General features: G+C 72.2%; 25 protein-coding genes and 1 pseudogene. 18 read left to right on the top strand and 8 right to left on the bottom strand.

Annotated elements, in window-relative coordinates; translation table 11 throughout:
• Window positions 1–2 precede the first annotated feature (2 nt).
• The 4 genes from rpoZ to I6J71_RS31250 all read left to right on the top strand — a co-directional run bounded on the left by rpoZ (window position 3) and on the right by I6J71_RS31250 (window position 5,118).
• Complete coding sequence (gene rpoZ / locus I6J71_RS31265; protein WP_098509382.1) at window positions 3–272, top strand: DNA-directed RNA polymerase subunit omega; 270 nt, start codon at window positions 3–5, stop codon at window positions 270–272.
• Window positions 265–1,503: a bifunctional phosphopantothenoylcysteine decarboxylase/phosphopantothenate--cysteine ligase CoaBC gene (coaBC, locus tag I6J71_RS31260; RefSeq protein WP_204090138.1), complete on the top strand. Its 1,239-nt coding sequence runs from the start codon at window positions 265–267 to the stop codon at window positions 1,501–1,503. The genes rpoZ and coaBC overlap by 8 nt, the downstream gene beginning before the upstream one ends.
• Window positions 1,504–1,585: 82 nt before the next feature.
• The gene (metK, locus tag I6J71_RS31255) at window positions 1,586–2,788 is read left to right on the top strand and encodes a methionine adenosyltransferase (protein WP_204090137.1); all 1,203 of its coding nucleotides are present in this window, start codon (window positions 1,586–1,588) and stop codon (window positions 2,786–2,788) included.
• A gap of 218 nt (window positions 2,789–3,006) precedes the next feature.
• Window positions 3,007–5,118 carry a primosomal protein N' gene (locus tag I6J71_RS31250; protein WP_204090136.1) on the top strand — a complete coding sequence of 704 codons (2,112 nt, stop codon included), beginning with the start codon at window positions 3,007–3,009 and terminating at the stop codon, window positions 5,116–5,118.
• 10 nt (window positions 5,119–5,128) lie between these two features.
• On the opposite strand, the gene I6J71_RS31245 is transcribed toward I6J71_RS31250, so the two are convergent.
• The gene (locus tag I6J71_RS31245; protein WP_204090135.1) at window positions 5,129–5,716 is read right to left on the bottom strand and encodes a hypothetical protein; all 588 of its coding nucleotides are present in this window, start codon (window positions 5,714–5,716) and stop codon (window positions 5,129–5,131) included.
• Between the two features lie 309 nt (window positions 5,717–6,025).
• Between I6J71_RS31245 and I6J71_RS31240 the strand changes: the two genes are divergently transcribed.
• Window positions 6,026–6,274 carry a hypothetical protein gene (locus I6J71_RS31240; RefSeq protein WP_204090134.1) on the top strand — a complete coding sequence of 83 codons (249 nt, stop codon included), beginning with the start codon at window positions 6,026–6,028 and terminating at the stop codon, window positions 6,272–6,274.
• A gap of 344 nt (window positions 6,275–6,618) precedes the next feature.
• Here the strand turns inward: I6J71_RS31240 and I6J71_RS31235 are convergent, their stop codons facing one another.
• Complete coding sequence (locus tag I6J71_RS31235) at window positions 6,619–7,074, bottom strand: GatB/YqeY domain-containing protein (protein WP_204090133.1); 456 nt, start codon at window positions 7,072–7,074, stop codon at window positions 6,619–6,621.
• Between the two features lie 103 nt (window positions 7,075–7,177).
• Between I6J71_RS31235 and fmt the strand changes: the two genes are divergently transcribed.
• The 3 genes from fmt to I6J71_RS31220 are packed head-to-tail and all read left to right on the top strand — an operon-like array spanning window position 7,178 to window position 10,025.
• Window positions 7,178–8,104, top strand: coding sequence for a methionyl-tRNA formyltransferase (fmt, locus tag I6J71_RS31230; RefSeq protein WP_204090132.1), 927 nt, complete (start codon window positions 7,178–7,180; stop codon window positions 8,102–8,104).
• Window positions 8,101–9,525 carry an RsmB/NOP family class I SAM-dependent RNA methyltransferase gene (locus I6J71_RS31225; protein WP_204090131.1) on the top strand — a complete coding sequence of 475 codons (1,425 nt, stop codon included), beginning with the start codon at window positions 8,101–8,103 and terminating at the stop codon, window positions 9,523–9,525. Before fmt ends, I6J71_RS31225 begins: the two co-directional genes overlap by 4 nt.
• A complete protein-coding gene (locus I6J71_RS31220; protein WP_204090130.1) occupies window positions 9,522–10,025 on the top strand; it encodes a flavoprotein in 504 nt (167 codons plus the stop codon). The genes I6J71_RS31225 and I6J71_RS31220 overlap by 4 nt, the downstream gene beginning before the upstream one ends.
• Window positions 10,026–10,069: 44 nt before the next feature.
• Here I6J71_RS31220 and I6J71_RS49145 read toward each other — a convergent pair.
• Together I6J71_RS49145 and phoA are read right to left on the bottom strand one after the other, a co-directional pair.
• Window positions 10,070–10,144 (bottom strand): annotated as a pseudogene (locus I6J71_RS49145) (hypothetical protein); the annotation flags it as partial.
• A gap of 72 nt (window positions 10,145–10,216) precedes the next feature.
• Window positions 10,217–11,428: an alkaline phosphatase gene (gene phoA, locus I6J71_RS31215; RefSeq protein ID WP_239154023.1), complete on the bottom strand. Its 1,212-nt coding sequence runs from the start codon at window positions 11,426–11,428 to the stop codon at window positions 10,217–10,219.
• Window positions 11,429–11,626: 198 nt separating this feature from the next.
• Between phoA and rpe the strand changes: the two genes are divergently transcribed.
• The 5 genes from rpe to I6J71_RS31190 all read left to right on the top strand — a co-directional run bounded on the left by rpe (window position 11,627) and on the right by I6J71_RS31190 (window position 15,334).
• Window positions 11,627–12,313: a ribulose-phosphate 3-epimerase gene (gene rpe / locus I6J71_RS31210; protein WP_204090129.1), complete on the top strand. Its 687-nt coding sequence runs from the start codon at window positions 11,627–11,629 to the stop codon at window positions 12,311–12,313.
• A gap of 93 nt (window positions 12,314–12,406) precedes the next feature.
• Window positions 12,407–13,012, top strand: a complete 606-nt coding sequence (locus I6J71_RS31205; RefSeq protein ID WP_204090128.1) for a riboflavin synthase — start codon at window positions 12,407–12,409, stop codon at window positions 13,010–13,012.
• Between the two features lie 90 nt (window positions 13,013–13,102).
• Entirely contained in the window at window positions 13,103–14,380 is a 1,278-nt protein-coding gene (locus I6J71_RS31200) for a bifunctional 3,4-dihydroxy-2-butanone-4-phosphate synthase/GTP cyclohydrolase II (RefSeq protein ID WP_204097324.1), read from the top strand.
• Entirely contained in the window at window positions 14,370–14,876 is a 507-nt protein-coding gene (gene ribH, locus I6J71_RS31195) for a 6,7-dimethyl-8-ribityllumazine synthase (protein ID WP_204090127.1), read from the top strand. The genes I6J71_RS31200 and ribH overlap by 11 nt, the downstream gene beginning before the upstream one ends.
• Window positions 14,877–14,938: 62 nt before the next feature.
• Entirely contained in the window at window positions 14,939–15,334 is a 396-nt protein-coding gene (locus tag I6J71_RS31190; protein ID WP_204097323.1) for a PH domain-containing protein, read from the top strand.
• A 59-nt stretch (window positions 15,335–15,393) separates the two neighbouring features.
• Here the strand turns inward: I6J71_RS31190 and I6J71_RS31185 are convergent, their stop codons facing one another.
• Together I6J71_RS31185 and I6J71_RS31180 are read right to left on the bottom strand one after the other, a co-directional pair.
• Complete coding sequence (locus I6J71_RS31185) at window positions 15,394–16,224, bottom strand: exodeoxyribonuclease III (protein ID WP_204090126.1); 831 nt, start codon at window positions 16,222–16,224, stop codon at window positions 15,394–15,396.
• Window positions 16,225–16,282: 58 nt separating this feature from the next.
• Complete coding sequence (locus I6J71_RS31180; protein WP_204090125.1) at window positions 16,283–16,999, bottom strand: trypsin-like serine protease; 717 nt, start codon at window positions 16,997–16,999, stop codon at window positions 16,283–16,285.
• A 263-nt stretch (window positions 17,000–17,262) separates the two neighbouring features.
• On the opposite strand from I6J71_RS31180, the gene uvrC reads away from it, so the two are divergent.
• The 4 genes from uvrC to whiA are packed head-to-tail and all read left to right on the top strand — an operon-like array spanning window position 17,263 to window position 22,164.
• The gene (uvrC, locus tag I6J71_RS31175) at window positions 17,263–19,254 is read left to right on the top strand and encodes an excinuclease ABC subunit UvrC (protein ID WP_204090124.1); all 1,992 of its coding nucleotides are present in this window, start codon (window positions 17,263–17,265) and stop codon (window positions 19,252–19,254) included.
• A 50-nt stretch (window positions 19,255–19,304) separates the two neighbouring features.
• Window positions 19,305–20,162, top strand: a complete 858-nt coding sequence (gene rapZ, locus I6J71_RS31170; protein ID WP_204097322.1) for an RNase adapter RapZ — start codon at window positions 19,305–19,307, stop codon at window positions 20,160–20,162.
• Window position 20,163: 1 nt separating this feature from the next.
• Entirely contained in the window at window positions 20,164–21,135 is a 972-nt protein-coding gene (gene yvcK / locus I6J71_RS31165) for a uridine diphosphate-N-acetylglucosamine-binding protein YvcK (RefSeq protein WP_204097321.1), read from the top strand.
• A gap of 36 nt (window positions 21,136–21,171) precedes the next feature.
• Window positions 21,172–22,164, top strand: a complete 993-nt coding sequence (gene whiA / locus I6J71_RS31160; RefSeq protein WP_204090123.1) for a DNA-binding protein WhiA — start codon at window positions 21,172–21,174, stop codon at window positions 22,162–22,164.
• 72 nt (window positions 22,165–22,236) lie between these two features.
• Here whiA and I6J71_RS31155 read toward each other — a convergent pair whose 3' ends face one another.
• Window positions 22,237–22,947 carry a hypothetical protein gene (locus I6J71_RS31155; protein ID WP_239154022.1) on the bottom strand — a complete coding sequence of 237 codons (711 nt, stop codon included), beginning with the start codon at window positions 22,945–22,947 and terminating at the stop codon, window positions 22,237–22,239.
• A 104-nt stretch (window positions 22,948–23,051) separates the two neighbouring features.
• A complete protein-coding gene (locus tag I6J71_RS31150) occupies window positions 23,052–23,924 on the bottom strand; it encodes a sterol desaturase family protein (protein WP_204090122.1) in 873 nt (290 codons plus the stop codon).
• Between the two features lie 87 nt (window positions 23,925–24,011).
• Here I6J71_RS31150 and I6J71_RS31145 point away from each other — a divergent pair, with 87 nt between their 5' ends.
• Window positions 24,012–24,602, top strand: coding sequence for a TetR/AcrR family transcriptional regulator (locus I6J71_RS31145; RefSeq protein WP_239154021.1), 591 nt, complete (start codon window positions 24,012–24,014; stop codon window positions 24,600–24,602).
• Window positions 24,603–24,751 lie beyond the last annotated feature (149 nt).

Here is a 24,751-nt window from a genome sequence, read left to right as displayed (position 1 = left end):
GAGTGGCTGTTCAACAGGCGACGCTGGAAGAGCTCGAAGGCATCACCAACCCGCCGATCGACGACCTGCTCGAGAAGGTCTCCTCGAAGTACGCGCTGGTGATCTACTCGGCCAAGCGGGCCCGGCAGATCAACGACTACTACGCCCAGCTGGGCGAAGGCCTGCTCGAGTACGTGGGCCCGCTCGTCGAGCCCGGTCCGCGGGAGAAGCCGCTGTCGATCGCGCTGCGCGAGATCCACGGTGGCCTGCTCGAGCACACCGAGGGTGAATGACCGCAAGCCCAGGATCGTCCTGGGCGTGGGCGGCGGCATCGCCGCCTACAAGGCCTGTGAGGTCCTGCGGGGTCTCACGGAATCCGGGCACGACGTGCGTGTGGTGCCCACCGAAGCCGCGCTGAACTTCGTCGGCGCGGCCACGTTCGAGGCCCTGTCGGGACACCCGGTCCACACCGGCGTGTTCACCGAGGTGCCCGAGGTGCAGCACGTGCGGGTCGGCAAGGAAGCCGACCTCGTGCTGGTCGTCCCGGCGACCGCGAACCTGCTGGCCAAGGCCGCGCACGGCATCGCCGACGACCTACTCACGAACACCCTGCTCACCGCCCGGTGCCCGATCGCCTTCTTCCCGGCGATGCACACGGAGATGTGGGAGCACCCGGCCACTAAGGACAACGTCGCACTGCTGCGGTCGCGCGGTGTGGTCGTGACCGAGCCCGCCGCGGGGCGCCTCACCGGCGTCGACACTGGCAAGGGCCGGCTGGCCGATCCGGCCGAGATCGTCGACCTCGCCCGGTTGCTGCTCGACGAGCCGCGCGCGTTGCCGCGTGACCTCGAGGGCCTGCGGGTGGTCGTCTCCGCAGGCGGTACGCGCGAGCCGCTGGACCCCGTCCGCTACCTGGGCAACCGTTCGTCGGGCAAGCAGGGTTTCGCGCTCGCCCGCGTCGCCGCCCAGCGCGGCGCCGACGTGACGTTGATCGCGGCCCACACCGTCGAGCTCCCGCAGCCTGCCGGCGCCGTGGTCGAACGCGTGTCGAGCGCCGAGGACCTGCGCAAGGCGGTGCACGCGGCCGCCGCGGAAGCCGACGTCGTGGTGATGGCCGCGGCCGTCGCCGACTTCCGGCCCGCCACGCGCGCCGAACACAAGATCAAGAAGTCCGACGACTCGCCCGACCCCGTGATCACCCTCGATCGCAACGCCGACATCCTCGCCGAGCTCGTCGCGGGTCGGCGCGAGGGCCAGACTGTGGTCGGGTTCGCGGCCGAAACAGGCGACGAGCACGGCAGCGTACTCGACCACGCCCGCACCAAGCTGCGCCGCAAAGGCGCCGACCTGCTGGTGGTCAACGCGGTGGGCGACGGCAAGGCGTTCGGCACCGAGGACAACTCCGGGTGGCTGCTCGCGGCCGACGGAACCGAACAGGCGATCCCGCTCGGCGCGAAGGCCAGGCTGGCGGCCACAGTGTGGGACGCTGTAACAGACTTGCGGGAACGTCGACTCCAGCACTAGGCCTTCTGGGTAATGTGGGGCCGCGCAAGGGGTACCTAAGTTTCGCTGGGTACCGTGCCGAACCGAGGGAAGTGACGAGGTCGTGACTGCGTCCACCAAAAGGCTGTTCACGTCGGAATCGGTGACTGAGGGCCATCCCGACAAGATCTGTGACGCCATCAGCGACTCGATCCTCGATGGCCTGCTCACCAAGGACCCGCGCAGCCGGGTCGCCGTGGAGACGATGATCACCACCGGCCAGGTGCACGTGGCCGGGGAGGTGACCACCGAGGCCTACGCCGACATCCCGACCATCGTGCGGGACGTGATCCTGCGGATCGGCTACGACTCGTCCGCCAAGGGCTTCGACGGCAACTCGTGCGGCGTCAACGTGGCGATCGGCTCCCAGTCGCCCGACATCGCGCAGGGTGTCGACACCGCGTACGAGTCGCGGGTGGAGAGCGACGAGGACGAGATCAACCGCCAGGGCGCCGGCGACCAGGGGCTGATGTTCGGGTACGCCTGCTCGGACACGCCCGAGCTCATGCCGCTGCCGATCGCGCTGGCCCACCGCCTCTCCCGCCGCCTCACCGGCGTCCGCAAGGACGGCGTGCTGCCGTACCTGCGCCCGGACGGCAAGACCCAGGTCACCATCGAGTACGCGGGTGAGCAGCCTGTGCGCCTCGACACCGTGGTCGTGTCCACGCAGCACGCCGACGGCATCGACCTCGAGCAGATGCTCGGCGTCGACGTGAAGCAGCACGTGGTGGAGCCGGAGCTCGCGGAGCTGGGCCTCGACACGTCCGGCACGCGCCTGCTTGTGAACCCGACCGGCCGCTTCGTGATCGGCGGCCCGATGGGCGACGCGGGGCTGACCGGCCGGAAGATCATCGTCGACACCTACGGCGGCATGGCCCGCCACGGCGGTGGCGCGTTCTCGGGCAAGGACCCGTCCAAGGTGGACCGTTCCGCGGCGTACGCGATGCGCTGGGTGGCCAAGAACGTGGTCGCCGCCGGGCTGGCCGGACGCGTGGAGGTCCAGGTGGCCTACGCCATCGGCAAGGCCGCGCCGGTGGGCCTGTTCGTGGAGACGTTCGGCACCGAGACCGTGGACCCGACGAAGATCCAGGACGCGATCAGCGAGGTCTTCGACCTGCGGCCGGCCGCGATCATCCGCGACCTCGACCTGCTGCGCCCGATCTACGCCCCGACCGCCGCGTACGGCCACTTCGGCCGCACGGACCTCGACCTGCCGTGGGAGAGCACCGCGCGCGCCGAGGCCCTGCGTTCGCTCGCGGGCGCCTGATTGCTGATCCGACCGACAGCAGGCCGAACCCCGAGCAAGACGGTTACGTTGCGACGCAAGGCAGTTGGCCGTGACTGTGGTCGGATTGGTAATGAACGGCGCAGCACGTTCCCCGAGGCCCCCGTTCCGGTGCCCAGCACCGGAACGGGGGCCTCGGCCGTGTCGCTGTCCGTGTTCTGGCGGCGGGACCGTCGGAGGCGTCTGGTAGAGATCTCGGGGTGAGCAGCTCCGAACCCGCCCCGCTGTGGGACCTGCCGGAGCCTTCGCGCTCCGCCTCGGAGCCGAAGGCCGCTTCGCTGCGCGCTTCGTCCGGCAGCGCGAAGAAGAAGGCCGCACCGCGCAAGGGCCAGCAGCAACCGGCGCCCGAGCTGCCCGTGGCGAAGGTCGTGGTGGACATCCCGCTGGCGCACCTGGACCGCACGTTCGACTACCAAGTGCCGGACAAGCTGCACGAGGCCGCGGTGCCGGGCTGCCGCGTGCGCGTGCGGTTCGCGGGCCAGCTCGTGGACGGTTACCTCGTGGAGCGCACGGACACCACGGAGTACGAGCGGAAGCTCGCGTACCTGGAGCGGGTGACGTCGAGCGAACCGGTGCTGCCGCCGTCGCTGCACGCGGTGTGCCGGTCCGTGGCCGACCGCTACGGCGGCACCTTGTCCGACGTGCTGCGGCTCGCGTTGCCGCCGCGGCACGCGAAGGCGGAGGGCGAGCCGGCCCGGGAGCCCGCGCCCGCGCCGGAGGTGCCGGACGTGTCCGCGTGGGGGCGGTACCAGCGGGGTCCGGCGTTCCTCGACGCCGTGGCCGACGGCAAACCCGCCAACGCCGTGTGGCAGGCGCTGCCGGGTGAGGACTGGCCGCGGCGGCTCGCGGAAGCCGCGGCGGTGGCGGCGGCGTGCGGGCGCGGCGCGGTGCTCGTGGTGCCGGACCACCGGGACCTCACGCGGGTGCACGAGGCGTGTGTCGCGTTGCTGGGCGAAGACGCGGTGGTCGCGTTGATCGCGGGTCTCGGTCCGGCGGAGCGGTACCGGCGCTGGCTCGCCGTGCTGCGCGGCGGCGTGCGCGTCGTCGTCGGCACGCGCGCGGCGATGTTCGCCCCGGTGGCCGACCCGGGCCTGTTCGTGGTCTGGGACGACGGCGACGACCTGCACCTCGACCCGCACGCGCCCTACCCGCACGTGCGCGACGTGCTGATGGACCGCGCGCACGCCACGAAGTCGTCGCTGCTCGTCGGCGGGTTTGCGCGGACAGCGGAGGCGCAGCTGCTCGTGGAATCGGGCTGGGCGCAGGCCGTGGCGGCCGACCGCAGCGCGCTGCGCGCGGCGGCTCCGCGCGTGACGCCGGTGGGGGAGGACTTCGACGTGGCGCGCGACGAGGCCGCGCGCGTCGCCCGCCTGCCCGCGGTCGCGTTCGAGGCGGCGCGCCAGGCGTTCGCGGCCGGGCTGCCGGCGCTGGTGCAGGTGCCGCGGCGCGGGTACGTGCCGGGGCTGGCGTGCGGCAACTGCCGGACGCCCGCGCACTGCCGGCGCTGCGCCGGTCCGCTGGCGCTGCCGGGCGGTTCCGTCGACGGCGCGCCGAGGCCGCCCGCGTGCCGCTGGTGCGGCGTGCCCGAGACCGCGTTCCGCTGCCCGGCCTGCGGTTCGGTGCGGCTGCGCGCGGTGATCGTGGGCGCGAAACGCACGGCGGAGGAGCTGGGGCGGGCTTTCCCCGGCGTGCCCGTACGGACGTCGGGGGCGGCCGAGGTGCTGGCGAGCGTGCCCGGGCGCCCCGCGCTGGTGGTCTGCACCCCCGGGGCCGAACCCGTGGCCGAGGGCGGCTACGGCGCCGCGCTGCTGCTCGACGGCTGGGCGTTGCTCGGCCGGCAGGACCTGCGCGCCGCCGAGGAGACGCTGCGCCGCTGGATGGCCGCCGGCGCCCTCGTGCGCCCGGCTGCTTCGGGCGGCCGGATCGTGGTCGGCGCCGAGGCGGGCCTGTCCGTGGTGCAGGCGCTGGTCCGCTGGGACCCGGCCTGGCACGCCGGTCTGGAGCTCGCGCAGCGGCGGGAGCTCGGGTTCCCGCCTGCCATGCGGATGGCGAGCGTCGAGGGTTCGCCCGATGCCGTCGCCTCGGTCCTCGACGACCTGCCCCTGCCCGGCACCGGCGAGATCCTCGGTCCGGTCCCCCTCGGCGAGCTCGACCAGGACGGCAACGCCGCCCGCGAGCGCGCCCTGGTGCGCGTCGCCCGTCCAGAGGGCAAGACGCTGGCCACGGTGCTGCACGACGCCGCCGCCCGGCGGGACGCCCGCAAGGCGGCCGAGCCGGTGCGGATCCAGCTCGATCCACTGGACCTGATCTAGCCGGCCGCGGTCAGGCCTGGCTCGGTTCCGGCCATTCGTGCAGCCGGTGCTCCGCCAGGGTCCAGTCCGGGGTCAGCCCCTGGTTGTTGAAGATCGGCACCCGGCAGAGGACGCCGAAGCACTCCACACCCGCGAAGCGCGCGTCCACGTACGCCTGGTTGCGGTCGCGAAAGCGGGGGTCGGTCAAGGCGCGCACGGCCCCGAGCGTGCCCCGCCCGTGCATCCCGTTGCACACGGTCACGGTGCGTTTGCGGTTCAGCGGGTTCACCCCGCGGTAGAAGAGCGCGACGTCCCTCAACAAAGTGCCGTCGGGGGAGATCTGCGGTGTGAACTGCTCGGTCGTGCCGTCCGGGCGGGTCACTTCGAACCGGCCCGGCTCGTCGTGGTCGGCCCCCCGGTTCTCCTGGCGGATCGGTGCGGGGATCAGGACGAGCAGCTCGCGGGTCTGCGGGTTCCAGACGACGCCGCCGAGCAGCACGAGGCGCGCCGTGTACTCGTTCGGCCGGAGCGGGACGCGGCGGTTCGCGGTGCGGAAGGAGACCGTGCTGGTGGGGTTGCACGCACGGATGTGGCCGCGGCTCGACTTCGGCGGGGGCACGATCGCGCGGCGCGGCCACCGCGGCGGTTTCGCGGGAATCGTAGGCCCGGGTGACCCGGGAACTGCGTAGCCGTGGGGTGCTGAGCACCGCGCGGGGTCAGGTCGTGATCCACCGGTTCACGGAGCTGGGCCGGCTCGCCCGCTGATCTTCCCCGAACGTGTCTGCTGACATAGATTTCCCTGGGCCCCAGGGGAATCCTGGAGGCACACGCTCACGAGGGAAGCAGTCATGAACCCGTTTCTTCCCGCCCCGCAACCGATTCGCCGGCGTCGCGGGTCTACGCGGCGGCGCTGGTGATCCGGTTCACCGTGACCCAGCTGTGGGCGCTGCTCGTGGTCTTGCGGCTCGTGCCGCTGAACGGCCTTGCCGGGCAAGCGGTTCTGGTACTCGTGCTCGGCTCGGCGGTGTCGCCCGGCGCGGGCTGGCGCTGGGCGTGGCGGCTGGGTTCGGAGCGCCGGCGCGCACTCGAAATCCGTCGAGAAGTCGAGGCGTGGCCGCGCGGTCGCGCGCGAAACCCGCCCGCGGAACGGGAATTCGCGGGGCGAGGCGGACGGTGAACGAGCTGGCGGCTGCCGACGGCTACGGCACGGGAACTTCGGCGGTAGTGCTGGTGCTCGTCCTCGTCGTGTTCGCCGCGGTGGTCCGGATCGCGCGGCGGCTCGTCGGATTCGTCGTCGAACTCGCCGCCGCGGCGGCCTCGCTGGGCGGTGTCGTCGTGGCGGTGGGCGGTCTCGTTGACTGGCGACGCTGGCCGTGGTCGCGCCTCGGTAAGCCGGCCGGGAACCCGGTCCCGTGGACGGCGGGCACCGGGTTTTCTCGTTCCGGCGGCAGAAGCCCGCCACCCGCCCGTGCTGCGCGACTCCTACGGGCAGCACGGGACGCCGCGCCGGGACCGGCCGGCTCAGCCGGCCAGCTGCCGCTTCACCTCGGCGGCGACGCGGGAGCCCTCGGCGCGGCCCGCGATCTTCGGCTGCACCGCCTTCATCACCGCGCCCATGCCGGCCATGCCCGACGCGCCGGTCGCCGCCACCGCTTCCGTCACCAGGGAAGTCAGCTCCTCGTCGGACAGCTGCGCCGGCAGGTACGCCGTGAGCACCTCGGCCTCGGCGCGTTCGCGATCGGCGGACTCGGCGCGGCCGGCCTTGGCGAAGGCGTCGGCGGCGTCCCGGCGCTTCTTGACCTCACGGGTGATGATCTTCCGGACCTCGTCGTCGGCCAGCTCGCGGTGGGTGTCGCCCGCGGTTTCCTCGTAGCCGATGGCCGACAGCGTCAGGCGCAGGGTCGCGGAGCGGAGCTGGTCGCGCGCCTTGATCGCGGTGGTGAGGTCGTCGTGGAGGGTCTGCTTGAGCGTGGTCATGGGTCGATCCTGGCACCACCGCCGGGGCGACGCGCGGGTCTTCTAGACTCGACCCGATGTCCGACCAGGTTGAACCCCCCTTTCCCGAGCCGGAGGTGCGGTGATGCGGCTCGTCTTCGCCGGCACCCCGGAACCCGCCGTGCCGTCGCTGCGCGCCCTGCTGGAGTCCGGGCGCCACGAGGTCGTCGCGGTGGTCACGCGGCCCGACGCCCAGGCCGGGCGCGGCCGCCATGTCGTGCGCTCGCCCGTCGGGGCGCTCGCCGACGAGCACGGCATCGAGGTGCTCACGCCGGCCCGCGCGGGCGATCCCGAGTTCCTGGCGCGGCTCACCGAGCTGGGGCCCGACGCGTGCCCCGTCGTCGCGTACGGGGCGCTGCTGCCGCAGCGCGCGCTCGACATCCCGGCCCACGGCTGGGTGAACCTGCACTTCTCGCTGCTGCCCGCGTGGCGCGGTGCCGCGCCGGTGCAGGCGGCGGTGCGCGCCGGCGACGAGATCACCGGCGCCAGCACGTTCCGCATCGTCAAGGAGCTCGACGCGGGGCCGGTGTTCGGCGTCGTCACGGAGAAGGTCGGGCCGGCCGACACTTCGGGCGCGCTGCTCGGCCGGCTGGCCGAATCGGGCGCGCAGCTGCTGCTGTCCACGATGGACGGCATCGAAGCCGGCACGCTGCAGGCGGTCGAGCAGGCCGCCGACGGGGTGACGTACGCGCCGAAGGTGACGGTGGACGACGCTCGCGTGTCGTTCGCCGACCCGGCCCCGGCCGTCGACCGGCTGATCCGCGCGGTGACGCCCGACCCGGGCGCGTGGGCGGAGTTCCGCGGCGAGCGCTTGAAGCTCGGCCCGGTGACCGTCGTCGACGAGCCCGGCCCGGCGCCCGGCGAGCTCGTGGTGGAGCGCAAGCGCGTGCTCGTGGGCACGGCGACGAAACCGGTGCGGCTGGGCGAGGTCCAGGCACCGGGCAAGAAGCGGATGGCGGCCACCGACTGGGCGCGCGGCACACGGATCGAAGAGGGAGAGCGCCTGCGGTGAACGAGCGTGGGGAACGGCGGCCGTCGCGGCCGCAGCGGGGCCGGCCGGCCCCGCGCAAGCAAGGACCGCGCCGTCCGCCGGAGGTCGACGCGGCCCGGCAGGTCGCGTTCGACGTGCTGCGCGCGGTGCGGGAGAAGGACGCGTACGCGAACCTCGTGCTGCCGCAGCTGCTTCGCGAACGCCGCCTCGGCGGCCGCGACGCGGCGCTGGCCACCGAGCTGACGTACGGCGCCTCGCGCGCCCAGGGGCTGCTCGACGCCGTGATCGGCGCGTGCGCCGAACGCCCGGTCGAGAAGACGGACCCGGTCGTGCTCGACGCGCTGCGCCTCGGCGTGTACCAGCTGCTGCGCACGCGCATCCCGGAGCACGCCGCCGTGGGGTCCACTGTGGACCTCGTGCGCGCCGAAGCCGGTTCGTGGGCCACGGGGTTCGCCAACGCGATCCTGCGCGCGGTGTCCGCGAAGGACGAAGCGCAGTGGCTCGACGAGCTCGCACCCGACGAGGCGACGGACCCGATCGGCGCGTACGCGCTGCGCACCGCGCACCCGCGCTGGATCGCGCGCTCGTTCGCGGAAGCGCTGGGGGACAAGGGCGCGGAGCTGAAGGCCGCGCTCGAAGCCGACGACGCGCGCCCCGAGGTGCACCTGGTCGCGCGCCCCGGCGAGATCTCCGCCGACGAGCTGGCCGCGATCACGGGCGGCGACCCCGCGCCGTACTCGCCCTACGGCGTGCGGCTGCCTGCCGGTGCCGGTGACCCGGCCGACGCCGAGCCCGTGCGCGAACGGCTGGCCGCGGTGCAGGACGAGGGCAGCCAGCTGTGCGCGATCGCCGCCACGAAGGTGCCGCTGGAAGGCTCCGACGAGCGCTGGCTCGACCTGTGCGCCGGCCCCGGCGGCAAGGCCGCGTTGCTCGGCGCGCTCGCGGCGATCAGCGGGGCGACCGTGGACGCCGTCGAGAAGGCCCCGCACCGCGCCCGGCTCGTGGAGCAGGCGACGGCGGGGCTGCCGGTGACCGTGCGCGTCGCGGACGGTCGTGAGTCCGGTCTCGAACCCGGCTTCGACCGCATCCTGGTCGACGCGCCGTGCAGCGGCCTCGGTGCGCTGCGGCGCCGCCCGGAGGCGCGCTGGCGCCGCAAGCCCGGCGACGTCGCCGACCTCACGAAGCTGCAGGGTGAGCTGCTCACGGCCGCGCTCGACCTGGTCCGGCCGGGCGGGGTGGTCACGTATGTCGTGTGCTCGCCGCACCTGGCCGAAACCGAGGGCGTGGTCGGCGAGATCGCCCGCCGGACCAAGAGCGAGATCCTCGACACGCGGGAGTTCTTCCCGGGCGTGCCGCAGCTCGGCGACGGGCCATACGTGCAGCTCTGGCCGCACCGCCACGGCACCGACGCGATGTTCTGCGCCACCCTGCGCAAGCCGTGAGGGACCTCGGGCTGGTCGCGAGCTCGTGCGGTGGGCTGGACACCCGGTTCACCGCCGAGCTCGCCCGGCCGGCGTCGGCGCGCGGCTGGCGCCTCGCGATCACGCTGACGCCCGTCGCCCACCGCTGGCTCGACTCGACGGGCGGGCTGGCCGAGCTCGGCGCCACCACGGACCTGCCGGTCCGCAGCGTTTCGCGGTTGCCCGGCGAGCCCCGCCCGCTCCCGGACCCGTCGGTGTTCCTTTTCGCGCCCGCGTCGGCCAACTCGCTGGCCAAGCTCGCGCTGGGCATCGCCGACAACCAGGCCCTGACGCTGCTCGGCGACGTCCTGGGCGCCCCCGGCATCACGATCGTGGCGGCCTACCAGATCCAGGACACCCGGGTGCACCACCCGGCCTGGCAACGGCACCTCGACACCCTCGCGTCGGCGGGCGTGCGCCTCCACCGCCTCGATCCGTGCCGGCCGTGGTCCGAGGTGCTGGACCTGCTGCCCGCCGCGTAGCGAACTGCCCCGGTCCGACGGCCGGGGGCAGTTCGCTCGAACGATCAGCGCAGGCGCAGAGCGCGCTTGAGCGTCGAGAACAGGTCGGTCTGGTTCGTCAGGCCGGCGACGTTGGCCGCCTGCGGCCCGTAGCCCGCGAGGCGGACCTGGGTGCCGGTGTGCGACTGCGAGCCGCCCGGCTCCGCCGTGCCTTACGCGAGCGTCATGTTCGCGCCCTCGTTGGTGATCAGCGTCGCGGTCAGGCCCGGGGTGGCGGTGGGCTCGACGATCTGGCTGCTGTGACCGTGGTCGGCGGTCACCAGCACGAGGGTGTCGCGGTGGGTGCGGGCGTACGCCAGCCCCGCGGCGATCGCGGCGTCGAAATCGACCGTCTCGCCGATCTGGCCGCACGGGTCGGCCGCGTGGTCCTGCTTGTCGATGCTGGCGCCTTCGACCTGGAGGAAGAAGCCCTTGTCGCTGCGCCGGTCGTCGAGCAGCTCGATCGCCTTGCGAGTCTGGTCGGCCAGCTTCGGCTGGGTTTTCGGCAGCGCCGGGTTCGGGGTGCAGCGAGCCGGCTGCGTGCCGCCGTGGACCGCGGCCGGGCCGGTCCAGTTCACCGGCATGTTGTTCTTCGCGAACAGGCCCAGCAGCGGCGTGCCCTTCTTCGCCTTCGCCAGGTCCGCGGCCGTGGTGACGACGTCGTAGCCGGCTCCCTTGGCCTGGTCGAGCACGGTCTTGCCCTTGAACTTGCCGGCCGTCACCTTCTGGTCGAAGAAGGTCGCGCCGCCGCCCAGCAGCACGTCGGGCCGGGTCTGCACCAGCTGCTCGGAGATCGAGCCGGCGCCGCCGTTCTCCTTGGCGTTGCGCGCGCACTTGGCGGTCGTCTCGACCGGGCCCTTGCAGTCGCGGCTGACCACGTGCGAGCCGAGCACGGCCGGGGTGGCGTCCTGGATCTCGGAGGTGGTGACGTCACCGGTGCGCAGCCCGCCGCGCTTGGCCAGCTCCAGGATGGTCGGCACGGCGTTGCCGTACGCGTCGACGGAGATCGCGCCGTTGTAGGTCTTGGTGCCGGTGGCCCAGCCGGTGCCGGACGCGGCCGAATCGGTCACGTAGTTCGGCTTGCCGGGGTTGTTCTGCTCCACGGCGTAGGTGGTGTAGTCGCCCGTCAGCGGCAGCTCGTCCATCGCGAGCCGCCCGGCCGCGCCGCGCTCGTAGTTGCGGGCCGCCGTGATCTCCGACTGGCCCATGCCGTCGCCGATGAACAGGATCACGTTGCGCGCGGTGCCGCCCTCGATCGCGTTGCGGACTTGCTGGGTGCGGTCGCCGGCCGAAGCGGCACGGGCCCCGGCTGCGTCCGACGGGGCCGACGGGTCCGACGCCGCCAGTGCGACCGGGCCGCGCCCAGCGCGCCCGCCGTCACCCACTTGCGACGGCCTGCGAAGAGCGTTCTCATGCAGTTCTCCTCGTGCGGGATTAATCCGGAAATTCTGGCTCGGACCATTAGTCCGCCTGCACCTGTTCCGAGCGAAGAATTCTGATGATCAATGAATGTCCGAAAAGCGAACGCTGGGGGCGCCGCAGCCGGTTCACGACGGTTAACCCGCCCCACCTAGACTCGGGCCGTGGCAGACCGACCTCTCATCGCACCCAGCATCCTGTCCGCGGACTTCGCGCGCCTCGGCGAGGAGATCGCCGCGGTCGCGCGGCCGGGGGAGACCCGCGCCGACTGGGTGCACGTCGACGTGATGGACGCGCACTTCGTGCCGAACCTGACGCTCGGCCTGCCCGTGGTCGAAGCGCTGCTCAGGTCCACCGACGTGCCGCTCGACTGCCACCTCATGATCGACGACCCCGACCGCTGGGCCATCGGGTACGCAGAGGCCGGCGCCTACAACGTCACCGTCCACGTCGAGGCCGCGAAAGACCCGGTCAAGCTCGCGAAGGACCTGCGCGCGGCCGGGGCGAAGGCCGGGCTGTCGATCAAGCCCGGCACCCCGCTCGAACCCCACGTCGAGACCCTCAAGCACTACGACACGCTGCTCGTGATGTCGGTCGAGCCCGGCTTCGGCGGCCAGTCGTTCATCGCCGACGTGCTCGAGAAGGTGCGCACCGCCCGCCGGCTCGTCGACACCGGCCACCTCAAGCTCGTCGTCGAGATCGACGGCGGCATCAACGCCGACACCATCGAGCAGGCCGCCGAAGCCGGCGTCGACTGCTTCGTCGCCGGGTCCGCCGTCTACGGCGCGGACGACCCCGGCAAGGCGGTCGCGGCGCTGCGCGAACAGGCCGCGCGGCACCGTCCGAGCTGACCCGCGCCCGGGGAAACAACGGGGTGCCGGCGGGTGTTGGATGGAGGGATCACCGGGTTTCGGACGGTGACGGCGGGCAAGGAGGCAGCAGCAGTGTTCACCGGGATTGTCGAAGAGATCGGCGAGATCACCGCGGTCGAGCAGGACACCAACATGGCGCGGCTCACCGTGCGTGGTCCCCTGGTCACGTCCGACGCGGCCCACGGCGACTCGATCGCCGTCAGCGGGGTCTGCCTGACGGTCGTGACCGTCTCGGATGGTGAGTTCACCGTCGATGTGGTGAACGAGACACTCGCGCGCTCCAGCCTCACCAAGGTCGCGGTCGGCGATGCCGTGAACCTCGAGCGCGCCACCCCCGCGGGAGGCCGGCTCGGCGGGCACATCATGCAGGGCCACGTCGACGGCACCGGGGTCTTCCTGTCCCGTGACGACACGGGCGTGACCACGTTCGCCCTGCCCACGGCGCTGGGGAAATACGTGGTGGAAAAGGGGTCGATCGCCGTCGACGGCGTTTCGCTGACCGTGGCGTCGGTCACGGACGAGCAGTTCTCGGTGGCGCTCATCCCGACGACCCTCGAGGCTACGACGCTCGGGCGGCGCGAAGCCGGCGACCTCGTGAACCTCGAGGTGGACGTGGTCGCGAAGTACGTGGAGAAGCTGGCAACCCCACACCTGGCCGCGAGCGCGCACAATGTGTGACGTTCGGTCGGACGGTACGAAGGAGCAGCCGTGAGCGAGACGAAGGCGGCCGAGCCGCAGGCGGGCTGGACACCCTGCGGTTCCGGGACGGTGTTCGACGCGGACGCCATCGAGGCGGCGGTCGCGGACATCGCGGCCGGGCGTGCGGTGGTCGTGGTGGATGACGAGGATCGGGAGAACGAGGGTGATCTGATCTTCGCGGCGGAGAAGGCGACGCCGGAGTTGCTGGCGTTCATGGTCCGCTACACCTCGGGGTATGTGTGTGTGGCGTTGACCGAGGCGGAGGCCGACCGGTTGGATCTGCCGCCGATGTATCACACGAACCAGGATGTGCGCGGGACCGCCTACAGCGTGACGGTGGATGCGGCCGAGGGCATCACGACGGGGATTTCGGCGGCGGATCGGGCGCACACGATGCGGTTGCTGGCCGATCCGGCGGCGTCGGCGAAGGATTTCCGCCGGCCGGGGCACGTGGTGCCGTTGCGGGCGAAGGAGGGTGGGGTGCTGCGCCGGCCGGGGCACACCGAGGCCGCGGTGGATCTGGCCCGGATGGCGGGGTTGAACCCGGCGGGGGTGTTGTGCGAGATCGTGTCGCAGAAGGACGAGGGCGACATGGCGCGGCGGGACGAGCTGGAGGTGTTCGCGGCCGATCATGATCTGCGGGTCATCACGATCGCGGATCTGATCGCGTACCGGCGGCGCACGGAGAAGCAGGTGGAGCGGGTCGCGGAGGCGCGGATCCCGTTGACCGCGGGCACGTTCCGGGCGGTGGGGTATGACAGTCTGCTGGACGGGATCGAGCACATCGCGTTCGTCTACGGCGAGGTCGGCGATGGTGAGGACATCCTGGTGCGGGTGCACTCGGAGTGCCTGACCGGTGATGTGTTCGGGTCGTTGCGCTGTGATTGCGGGCCGCAGCTGGAGGCGGCGTTGCAGGCGGTGGCCGACGAGGGTCGCGGGGTGGTGCTCTACATCCGCGGGCACGAGGGCCGAGGGATCGGGTTGCTGCACAAGCTGCAGGCCTACCAGCTGCAGGACGCTGGTGCGGACACCGTCGACGCCAACCTCGCCCTCGGGGTGCCGGCCGACGCCCGTGACTACGGCACCGGCGCCCAGATCCTGTGCGACCTCGGCGTGCGCTCCATGCGGCTGCTCACGAACAACCCGGCCAAGCGCGTCGGCCTCGAGGGCTACGGCCTGCGGGTGAGCGGCCGGGTGCCGCTGCCGATCTCACCCAACCCCGAGAACCTCCACTACCTGCGCACCAAGCGCGACCGCATGGGGCACGACCTCAGGCAGCTGGAGCACTACGAACAAGTGGGTGCCGCCGACCAGGCGGAGAAGGGGACAGCACCCGATGAGCGGTGAGGGACGGCCCGAGTACGAGCTCGACCTGAGCGACTGCAAGGCGCTCAAGCTCGGCATCGTGGCGACCCGGTGGAACGCGAACATCACCGACACGCTGCTGGAGCGCGCGCTGGCCGCCGCCAAGGCGGCCGAGCTCGAGGAGGAGCCGACCGTCGTGCACGTCGCCGGCGCCATCGAGCTGCCGGTGGTCGCGCAGGCGCTGGCGCGCCACCACGACGCGGTCGTCGCGCTCGGTGTGGTGATCCGCGGTGAGACCCCGCACTTCGACTACGTGTGCGACTCGGTCACCGCCGGCCTCACGCGCGTCGCGCTCGACGAGAGCACGCCCGTGGGCAACGGGGTGCTCACCGTCGAGAACGAACGGCAGGCGCTCGACCGCTCCGGTCTGCCGGGGTCCAAGGAGGACAAGGGTTACGAAGCCACGGTCGCGGCGCTCGACACCGCGCACGTGCTGCGGAGCCTGCGCCAGCCCTGGACCGAACGGGGATTCGTGTGAGCCCGGCCGTGACGCAGGAGCAGGACACCACCCTCGTCATCCGCCCCCGGCGGGCGGTGATCATGTGCAGCGCGCTGGCCGTGGTGCTGCTCGCGGTGTTCGTCGTGGTGGCGGTGCTGCTGCGCACCTCGCACACCGGCGTGGTCTTCGAGAAGTCGGACCAGGTGGCGATGATCGGCATCGGCGTGCTGCTGGCGCTGGGCACGATGCTGTTCGCCAACGCGCGCGTGAAGGCCGACGCCACCGGCATCGAGGTCCGCAACGTGCTCACCAGCCGCCGCTTCGCGTGGCAGGAGGTCCTGTCGGTGAGCTTCCCCGACGGCGCGTCGTGGGCGCGCCTGGAACTTCCCGACGACGAGTACTACTCGGTGATGGCCGTGCAGGCCGTGGACCGCGAGCGCGCCGTCCTCGCCGTGCGCGCGCTGCGCCGGTTGCACAAGAAGGCCACGGCTTCCTGAAGTCTTCACGAAAAGAGCCGCCCGGCACGGTCCGGGCGGCTCTTTCTTTTCCGCTGCCGCTAGAGATCCAGGTCGACGACGATCGGCGCGTGGTCGGACGGACCCTTGCCCTTGCGCGCCTCCCGGTCCACATAGGAATCCCGTACGGCCGTGGTGAAGGGTTCGTTGCCGTACACGAGGTCGATGCGCATCCCGCGGTTGTTGGGGAAGTTCCCGGCGCGGTAGTCCCAGTACGTGAACGGGTGGTCGTACTTGAGCGGGCGCGGGAAGACATCGCCGAGCCCGAGGTCGCGAAGCCGGGCCAGCGCGGCGCGTTCGGGTTCGGTGACGTGGGTGGAGCCTTCGAAGAGAGACCGGTCCCACACGTCGGCGTCGGTGGGCGCGACGTTGAAGTCGCCCAGCACGGCGAACGGCGTGCCGGACGGCCCCGATGGCCCGGACACCCCGGATAGCCCAGCCGGCCCGGACAGCCCGGACAGCTCGGTTGCGACGGTCGTGCGCAGTGCTTCGAGCCATTCCAGCTTGTAGGCGTAGTGCGGGCTGCCGGGTTCGCGGCCGTTGGGCACGTACACGGACCACACCCGCACGCCGCCGCAGGTGGCGCCGACGGCGCGCGCCTCGGCGGCGCCGTCGAACCGCGGTTCGCCCGTGAGGCCGCGGACCACGTCCGTCAGGCCGGCGCGGGACACGATCGCGACGCCGTTCCAGCGGCTCAGCCCGAACGCGGCGACGTCGTAGCCGAGCGCCTTCACCCCTTCGGCCGGGAACGCGTCGGTGGTGTTCTTCAGCTCCTGCAGGCAGAGCACGTCGGGCGCGGCGTGCTCGAGCCAGTCGAGCACGCGCGGCAACCGCGGCACGATCGAGTTCACGTTCCAGGTCGCGATCCGCATGCCCGCCAGGATAGGGGTGCGTGGCCCGGGGCACCCGGCCACGCACCCCCGGCTCGGCTCAGACGCCCGCGGCGCCGTGGATCCACGAACGGCTGGCGGCGACGCTCGCGTAGTTGTTGGTGCCGCGGGTGTTCGTGCCCCTCTGGTTCTGCACGGTCGACGCGACGCCGACCTGCACGCCGCCGGCGACCTCGGGTCCGCCCGAGTCGCCCTTCCACGCCGAGCCGTTGATGCCGACGCTCTGGATCGCGCGCCCGCCGTACGCGTCGGTCGAGTGCCCGCTGACCTGGACGTCGGCGACTTTCAGCGACGACGCGGGCGGGCCGGTCGGGGTCGTACGGCCCCAGCCGTAGAGCTGGTTGGTGCCGCCCGTGGCCGGGTCGGCGCTACCGAAGGTGATCGGCTTCGCGGTGGTGGCCTGCGCGAGGTGCAGCAGCGCGATGTCGCCGTTGGGTGACTGTTCTTCCCGGTCCACGGCGATCTTGGTGCCGCCGAAGAGCGTGTTGGTGCCGACGCGCACGTACATGCCGCTGCCGTCCTCGTCGAGGCAGTGCACGGCCGTCATGACCCAGCGCGACGCGATGACGGTGCCCGAGCAGTTGAAGCCCTGGAAGTCGCGGCCCGGCGTGTTCACGTACACCTGGGCGCCCCAGCTGACGGTTGGTGCCGTGCCGCCGCCGACGATGTTCGTCTGCGCGGTCGCGGCGGTACCGCCCGCGAGGGTCAGCGCGACCGCAGCGGCCGTGGCCGCGCCGGCGGAACGGGTTCTTCTCACGAGGAGTTCCTTTCGGTGGGGACCGGAAGCGCCGGGTCTCGGCCGGAACGGACCGTAATCAGCGCGTCACCCGACCGGGAACCGACGAAGGTCGCTCGCGCCCGGATCACCCGACTTCCGTCGGGTGCTGAGCGGCTGGAAAGGCGCGCCCGGGTACCGACCACCGGGGCCTCGCAGAACTGTCAGGGCGGAGCCATAGTCCATCCATGCCCCGCCACCACCCTCAACGGAGGCACTACGTGCCACTGCGTAGATTCAGAGGCGTGGCTGACCCGACCACCTACCGTCCCTCGCCGGGGAGCATCCCGGACGCGCCTGGCGTGTACAAGTTCCGCGACGCCGCGAAGCGGGTCATCTACGTCGGCAAGGCGAAGAGCCTGCGCAGCCGGCTGAACTCCTACTTCGCCGACCTCACGGGCCTGCACCCGCGCACGCGCCAGATGGTCACCACGGCGGCGAGCGTCGAGTGGACCGTGGTCACCACCGAGGTCGAGGCGCTGCAGCTCGAGTACAACTGGATCAAGGAGTTCGACCCGCGGTTCAACGTCCGCTACCGCGACGACAAGAGCTACCCCGTGCTCGCGGTGACGCTGAACGAGGAGTTCCCGCGCCTGCACGTCTACCGCGGGGCGCGCAAGAAGGGCGTGCGCTACTTCGGGCCGTACTCCCACGCGTGGGCCATCCGCGAGACGCTCGACCTGCTGCTGCGCGTGTTCCCCGCCCGCACGTGCTCGGCCGGCGTGTTCCGGCGCCACGGCCAGATCGGCCGGCCGTGCCTGCTCGGCTACATCGACAAGTGCTCGGCGCCGTGCGTCGGGCGGGTCACGGCCGACGAGCACCGCTCGATCGTCGAGGACTTCTGCGATTTCCTCGCGGGCCGCACCGACGTGATGATCAAGCGGCTCGAACAGGAGATGGCCGCCGCGTCGGAGGAGCTGGAGTTCGAGCGCGCGGCGCGACTGCGCGACGACCTCGGCGCGCTCCGCCGGGCGATGGAGAAGCAGGCCGTGGTGTTCGGCGACGGCACCGACGCCGACGTGGTCGCCTTCGCGCACGACGAGCTCGAAGCGGCCGTGCAGGTGTTCCACGTGCGCGGCGGGCGCGTGCGCGGGCAGCGCGGGTGGGTCATCGACAAGGCCGAGGAGATGGCCGTCACGGATCTCGTCGACCAGTTCATCACGCAGTTCTACGGCGAAGAAGCCGAGCGGGCGGTGCGTGACGGCGTCGACACCGGTCCGGTCGTGCCGCGCGAGGTGCTCGTGCCCGAGCTGCCCGCGGACGCCGACGCGCTCGCCGAGTGGCTCTCGGGCCTGCGCGGTTCGCGCGTGCGGGTGCGCGTCGCGCAGCGCGGCGACAAGAAGACGCTCGCCGAAACCGTGGAGCGCAACGCGGGCGAGGCGTTCACCCAGCACAAGCTGCGCCGCGCCGGCGACCTGACCGCGCGCTCGGCCGCGCTGCAGGAGCTGCAGGACTACCTCGCGCTCGACAGCGCGCCGCTGCGCATCGAGTGCGTCGACATCAGCCACATCCAGGGCAGCGACGTCGTCGCGTCGCTCGTGGTGTTCGAGGACGGGCTCGCGCGCAAGTCCGAGTACCGCCGGTTCGCGTTGCGGGAGGCGGCGGAGGAAGGCGACGTCGCGTCGATCGCGGAGGTCGTGCGCCGCCGGTTCCACCGCTACCTCAAGGAAACCGCGGCCGACGCGGAGCCGGCTTCCGGCGACGGGGCGGAGCTCGATCCGGCGCGGCCCGGCATCGACCCCGAGACCGGCCGGCCGCGCAAGTTCGCGTACCCGCCGAACCTCCTCGTGGTCGACGGCGCGGGCCCGCAGGCGACGGCGGCCGCCGACGTGCTGGCCGAACTGGGGATCACGGACATCGCGGTGGTGGGGCTCGCGAAGCGGCTGGAAGAGGTCTGGCTGCCCGGCGACCCCGATCCGGTGATCCTGCCGCGCACGTCCGAAGCGCTGTACCTGTTGCAGCGCCTGCGCGACGAGGCCCACCGGTTCGCCATCCGGTACCACCGCGAGAAGCGGTCCAAGCGGCTTTCGGTGTCCGAATTGGACAGTGTGCCCGGGCTCGGGCAGGCTCGGCGCACCGCGCTGATCAAGCACTTCGGCTCGGTGAAGAAGCTCAAGCAGGCCAGGATCGAGGAAATCGAGGCGGTGCCCGGCTTCGGCAGGCGCACCGCGGAGGCCGTGGTGGCGGCGCTGGCCGGGGAGACCGGCGCCGCATCGGGAGGGGACAAGGGGTCGTGATCGGGGAAGGAACCACCGTGAGTGCGCAAGAGGAGAGCCGGGGAACCGGGATGGAGGTCGCCGTCGTCAGCGGCCTGTCCGGAGCGGGCCGCTCGACCGCGGCGAAGTGCCTGGAGGACCTGGGCTGGTTCGTCGTCGACAACCTGCCGCCGGAACTGATCGCCACCATGGTCGAGCTGGGCGCGCAGGCGCGCGGCGCCATCACCAAGGTGGCCGTGGTGATGGACGTGCGCTCGCGCGCGTTCACCGACGACCTGGCCTCGGTGATCAAGGACCTCGACGCGCGGGGCTACAAGCCGCGCGTGCTGTTCCTGGAGGCGACGGACGCGGTGCTGGTGCGCCGCTTCGAATCGGTCCGGCGCGGGCACCCGATGCAGGGTGACGGCCGGCTCGCCGACGGCATCACGGCCGAGCGCAAGCTGCTGGCGCCGCTGCGCGAGGAGGCCGACCTCGTGCTCGACACCTCGGCGCTGTCGGTGCACGACCTGCGCGCCAAGATCGAGGACGCCTTCGGGTCCGAGGCGAGCACGCAGACGCGCGTGACCGTGCTGTCGTTCGGCTACAAGTACGGGCTGCCGATGGACTCCGACCTCGTGATGGACGTGCGGTTCCTGCCGAACCCGTTCTGGATCCCGGAGCTGCGCGACCACACCGGGCTCGACGGCGAGGTCCGCAACTACGTGCTCTCGCAGGAGGGCGCGGAGGAATTCCTCGACCGCTACCACCAGCTGCTGCGGCTCATCGGCGCCGGCTACAAGCGCGAGGGCAAGCGGTACCTGACGCTGGCCGTCGGCTGCACCGGCGGCAAGCACCGCAGCGTCGCGATCTCCGAGGAGCTCGCGCACCGACTGTCCAATGAAGACGGAATGGCCGTGAAGGTGGTGCACCGCGACCTTGGCCGTGAGTGACGTGCGCGCTGTCGCGCTCGGTGGCGGACACGGACTGCACGCGACGCTGACCGCGTTGCGGCGGGTCACCCGTGAGGTCACGGCGGTGGTCACCGTCGCCGACGACGGGGGCTCGTCCGGGCGGTTGCGCCGCGAACTGGGCCTCCTCCCGCCGGGCGATCTGCGGCAGGCGTTCGCGGCCTTCGCCGCGGAGGACGGCGGCGCGCTGTGGGCCGAGGTGTTCCAGCACCGCTTCGGCGGCGACGGCGCGCTGGCCGGCCACGCGGTGGGCAACCTGCTGCTGGCCGGCCTGTTCGAGGTGCTCGGTGATCCCGTCGCGGCGCTCGACGAGGCGAGCCGGTTGATGGGGATTTCGGGGCGTGTGCTGCCGATGTCGCCGGAACCGCTGGAGATCGAGGCCGAGGTGAGTGGTCTCGACAGCGAGGACCTCGACGCGGTGCGCCGGATCCGGGGCCAGGTCGCGGTGGCGAGCACGCCCGGCCAGGTGCACCGGATCAGCCTGCACCCGGCCGCGCGCCAGGCACGGCCGCCGCACGGCTGCCCGGAGGCCATCGACGCGGTGCTGGGCGCCGACGTCGTGTTCCTCGGGCCCGGGTCGTGGTTCACGAGCGTGCTGCCGCACGTGCTCGTGCCGGATCTGCACGACGCGCTCGTGCGCACGAAGGCCACGAAGGTGGTGGTCCTCAACCTTGTCCCCCAGCCGGGGGAAACTGCCGGATTCTCACCTGAGCGGCATCTGGACGTACTCTTCGAACACGCCCCCGCGCTGCGGGTCGACGCCGTGATCGCGGATCGCGATTCCGTGCCCGACCCGGCGAGTCTGCGCCGGGCGGCGGAGCGGCTCGGCGGCCGCGCCCACCTAGGGGCGGTGGCCGACCCGGTGGTGGAGGGACGGCATGATCCTGATGCGCTCGCCCGGTGCATGCGAGAGGCTCTCGGCCTCGACGGGGGAACCAGCGGGCACTGTGGCTGACGGAGGGCGCGCAGCGGAAGGCAGGAGGGGCACTACATGGCGATGACCGCCGCGGTGAAGGACGAACTCAGCAGGCTCGAGATCACGAAGGTGGGGCCACGCCGGGCGGAGGTCGCATCGCTGCTTCGCTTCGCGGGCGGGCTGCACATCGTGGCCGGCCGCGTGGTGGTGGAAGCCGAGCTCGACACGGGCTCCGTGGCGCGGCGGCTGCGCAAGGAGATCCACGAGCTCTACGGACACCAGTCCGACGTGCACGTGATCACCGCCAGCGGCGGCCTGCGCAAGGGCACGCGCTACGTCGTGCGCGTCGTCAAGGACGGCGAGGGCCTCGCCCGCCAGACCGGGTTGATCGATCAGCGCGGGCGCCCTGTGCGCGGCCTGCCCGCCGCCGTCGTCTCCGGTGGGGTCGCCGACGCGGAAGCCGCGTGGCGCGGTGCGTTCCTGGCGCACGGTTCGCTGACCGAGCCGGGCCGTTCGTCGTCGCTCGAGGTCACCTGCCCGGGCCCGGAAGCCGCGCTGGCGCTCGTCGGCGCCGCCCGCCGCATGGGCATCCAGGCCAAGTCCCGCGAAGTCCGCGGCGCCGACCGCGTCGTCGTGCGCGACGGTGACGCCATCGGTGCCTTGCTGACGCGCCTCGGCGCGCACGCGAGCGTGCTGCAGTGGGAAGAACGCCGCATGCGCCGCGAAGTCCGCGCCACGGCCAACCGCCTCGCCAACTTCGACGACGCCAACCTGCGCCGCTCGGCCCGCGCGGCCGTCGCGGCGGCCGCCCGGGTCGAACGCGCCCTCGAAATCCTCGGCGACACCGCCCCGGACCACCTGCTGGCCGCGGGCAAGCTGCGCCTGTCGAACCGCCAGGCGTCCCTCGAGGAACTCGGCCAGCTCTCCGACCCCCAGATGACGAAGGACGCGGTCGCCGGGCGCATCCGCCGGTTGCTCGCCATGGCGGACAAGCGGGCGAAGGAGCTGAGCATCCCGGACACGGAGTCGGCCGTGACGGCGGAGATGCTCGAAGACGAAGGCGCCTGAGCGCTCAGCCGCGGGTGCGCTTCAGCTCGGTGACGAGCGCCCGCACCCACGGCTGTGCGATCGCCGGCTCCTTCACCAGCACGCCGACCACGCGGTCGCGCACCGCTGCCGTGCGCCCGGCTCTGACGATCGCCTGAGCCTCGGCGAGCGCTTCGCGCGTCTTGTCGTCGTGGTGGGGCGCGCGGACTTCCTCGGCGGCCAAGCGCTTGCGGTGAAGGAGCGCGTCAGCTTCGGTTGCGGGTTGCCGAGGTCGTGCCAGACGCCGCCGTCGAGCGAGACGTTCCGGATCGCGCTCGCGGGCAGGTCGGAGGTCCAGTCCGCGCGCTGCTGCCACCGCCACGTCTTCGGGCTCGTCGCCTCCCGCGAGGTGATCCCGAGGAACCGCGGCCGCCGCCGGACCTCGGCCCAAGCGACGCCGTCGTCGCTCGCCCAGTCGCGCAGCAGCGCCACGAACGTCTCGAACGTGCCGCCCGAGTGCACGAGATCGGTGAAGACCACTGGGCGGCCACGGGTGAACCGGGCGGGGGAGATCCCGGCGTCGGCGAGGTTCGCCCGCAGCTGAGCCGTCTCGTCAAGTCGCATCGGGCGCAGCCGCGGGCTCCCGACCCAGCCGAGCGACAACGGCAGCAGGTGCAGCCTCGTGGTGTCCGTCAGCGCGCCGCTCAGCAGGTCGTGCACGCTGTCCCCGGAACGGCCCACGAAGTACAGCTCACCGTCGCCGCCGCACGCCAGCACCCGCGCGGCGCACTCGGCGAGCTCGTCCAGGTACCACAGGTCCGGCACCCGGCGGGCAGGGTGCCGACCTGGTCCGGGCGCACGAGGTCCCAGCGGTACGGGCGGATCGGTTCAGGCACCCCTCCAGAACACCATGTGCGGCAAGTGATTTCTCACGCGACGGCGGCTGTTTCAGCACCGGCCGGCTGCCGGCCGGGCGGGCCGAACACGTACCCGGCCCGCCCGCGCCACGTCGTCGCGCGGCGGACGTCGCGCAGGATCGAGCCGTACTCGTGGAACCCGACCTTTAGCAAGTTATGCGTCTCGATGTTCTTCGTCAGCCCGTACGTCGGCCGCTTGCCCTCGGGGACGAAGCTGCCGAACAGCCGGTCCCACACGATGAGGATGCCGCCGTAGTTCGCGTCGAGGTACTCGGCGTCGCCGCCGTGGTGCACGCGGTGGTGCGAAGGGGTGTTGAACACGAACTCGAACCAGCGCGGCAGCTTGCCGACCTTCTCCGTGTGCACGAAGAACTGGTACACGAGGTCGATCGACAGTCCCGTCAGGATCAGCCACGGCGGGATCCCGCACAGCGCCAGCACGGACCAGAACGGCAGCTGGCAGTACGGGGTCCACTTCTGCCGCAACGCGGTCGAGAAGTTGTAGTGCTCGCTCGAGTGGTGCACCTGGTGCCCCGCCCACAACAGCCGCACGCGGTGGCTCGCGCGGTGGTAGGCGTAGAACACGAGCTCCTGCCCGAGCAGCATGAGCACCCAAGTCCACCAGTCGCGCGGGTCGAACTTCACCGGCGCGAGCTCGAACAGCACGGCGAACACCACCAGCATCACGAGCCGGAACAGCGCGTTGACGCCGAGCGCGACCGCGCCCATCAGCATGCTCGTCCGGGTGTCCGCGACGCTGTAGCCGACCACGCCGTCGTCGCGGCCGAGCACGTGCACCGCGACGATCTCCACTACCACGAACAGCAGGAACACCGGGATCGCGTAGAGCACCGGATCACGCAGGTGCGCCAGGAAGTCGGCCACGTCGTCTCCTCCGCTGGAACTGACTCGAAGGTAACTTACCTTAGGGTCACTTACGGTAGGCTCATCCTCGTGACAAGGTCAAGGGCCGTGGGGACGAAGGGTGTGCCGCGCGGCGAACGCGAGTCGCAGATCCTCGCGGCAGGCACCGAGGAATTCGGCCGGGCCGGGTACGCGGGCGCGTCGATGGTGGCGATCGCGCGCCGGGTGGGCGTCACGAAACCGTTGCTGTACCAGTACTTCGGCTCCAAGGACGGCCTGTACCTCGCGTGCCTGCACCGGGCGGGCGACCGGCTCACCGACGGCGTCGCCGAGACCATGGCCGCCGGCGGCGAACCCGACCGCATGCCGCTCGCGGTGCTGGCCGCGATCTTCGCGACCTTCGACCACGACCGCTACGCCTGGAAGCTCCTGCGCGACCCCACGGTGCCGGGCACGGGTGACATCGCGGCCTCGGCCGCCGGCTACCGCGAGCGGCTCGACGCGTTCGCTCTCGTGGGTGCCGGCCGGTTGCTGGCGTCACGCGGCTTGCCCGACCCGCTCGACACCGAGGCTGTCGCGCACGTCTGGACCGGAGTCGTCGACTCGCTGATCGGGTGGTGGATCGACCGGCCCGGCGAGACGGCCGCGTCGATGACCCGGCGCTGTGAACGCGTGATGGCGAGCCTGTTCGGCTGGTGAAGCGTCCGGTGTGGACGGCAGGTCGGCGGAAGGTGCGGCCGGGACAGCCGGCGCCGTTCCGACCGCCCCCGAAACAGTCCTGCATTCCGGCGCCGCGCCGCGGCCGGCGGCACCCGCGGCCGTGTAATCCCCTGCCCTCGCAGGAGATC

Source organism: Amycolatopsis sp. FDAARGOS 1241 (assembly GCF_016889705.1).
Lineage (GTDB): Bacteria > Actinomycetota > Actinomycetes > Mycobacteriales > Pseudonocardiaceae > Amycolatopsis.
Note: the sequence above shows the minus strand (reverse complement) of the source record. Positions and strands in the feature narration are given on the sequence as shown.

Excerpts from the sequence above, each read along its gene's own strand:
- I6J71_RS31190 (WP_204097323.1), top strand. The coding sequence starts at position 14,939 with ATGTGCAGCGCGCTGGCCGTGGTGCTGCTCGCGGTGTTCGTCGTGGTG.
- whiA (WP_204090123.1), top strand. The coding sequence starts at position 21,172 with ATGGCGATGACCGCCGCGGTGAAGGACGAACTCAGCAGGCTCGAGATC.
- I6J71_RS31235 (WP_204090133.1), bottom strand. The coding sequence starts at position 7,074 with ATGACCACGCTCAAGCAGACCCTCCACGACGACCTCACCACCGCGATC.
- fmt (WP_204090132.1), top strand. The coding sequence starts at position 7,178 with ATGCGGCTCGTCTTCGCCGGCACCCCGGAACCCGCCGTGCCGTCGCTG.
- ribH (WP_204090127.1), top strand. The coding sequence starts at position 14,370 with ATGAGCGGTGAGGGACGGCCCGAGTACGAGCTCGACCTGAGCGACTGC.
- I6J71_RS31185 (WP_204090126.1), bottom strand. The coding sequence starts at position 16,224 with ATGCGGATCGCGACCTGGAACGTGAACTCGATCGTGCCGCGGTTGCCG.
- rapZ (WP_204097322.1), top strand. The coding sequence starts at position 19,305 with ATGGAGGTCGCCGTCGTCAGCGGCCTGTCCGGAGCGGGCCGCTCGACC.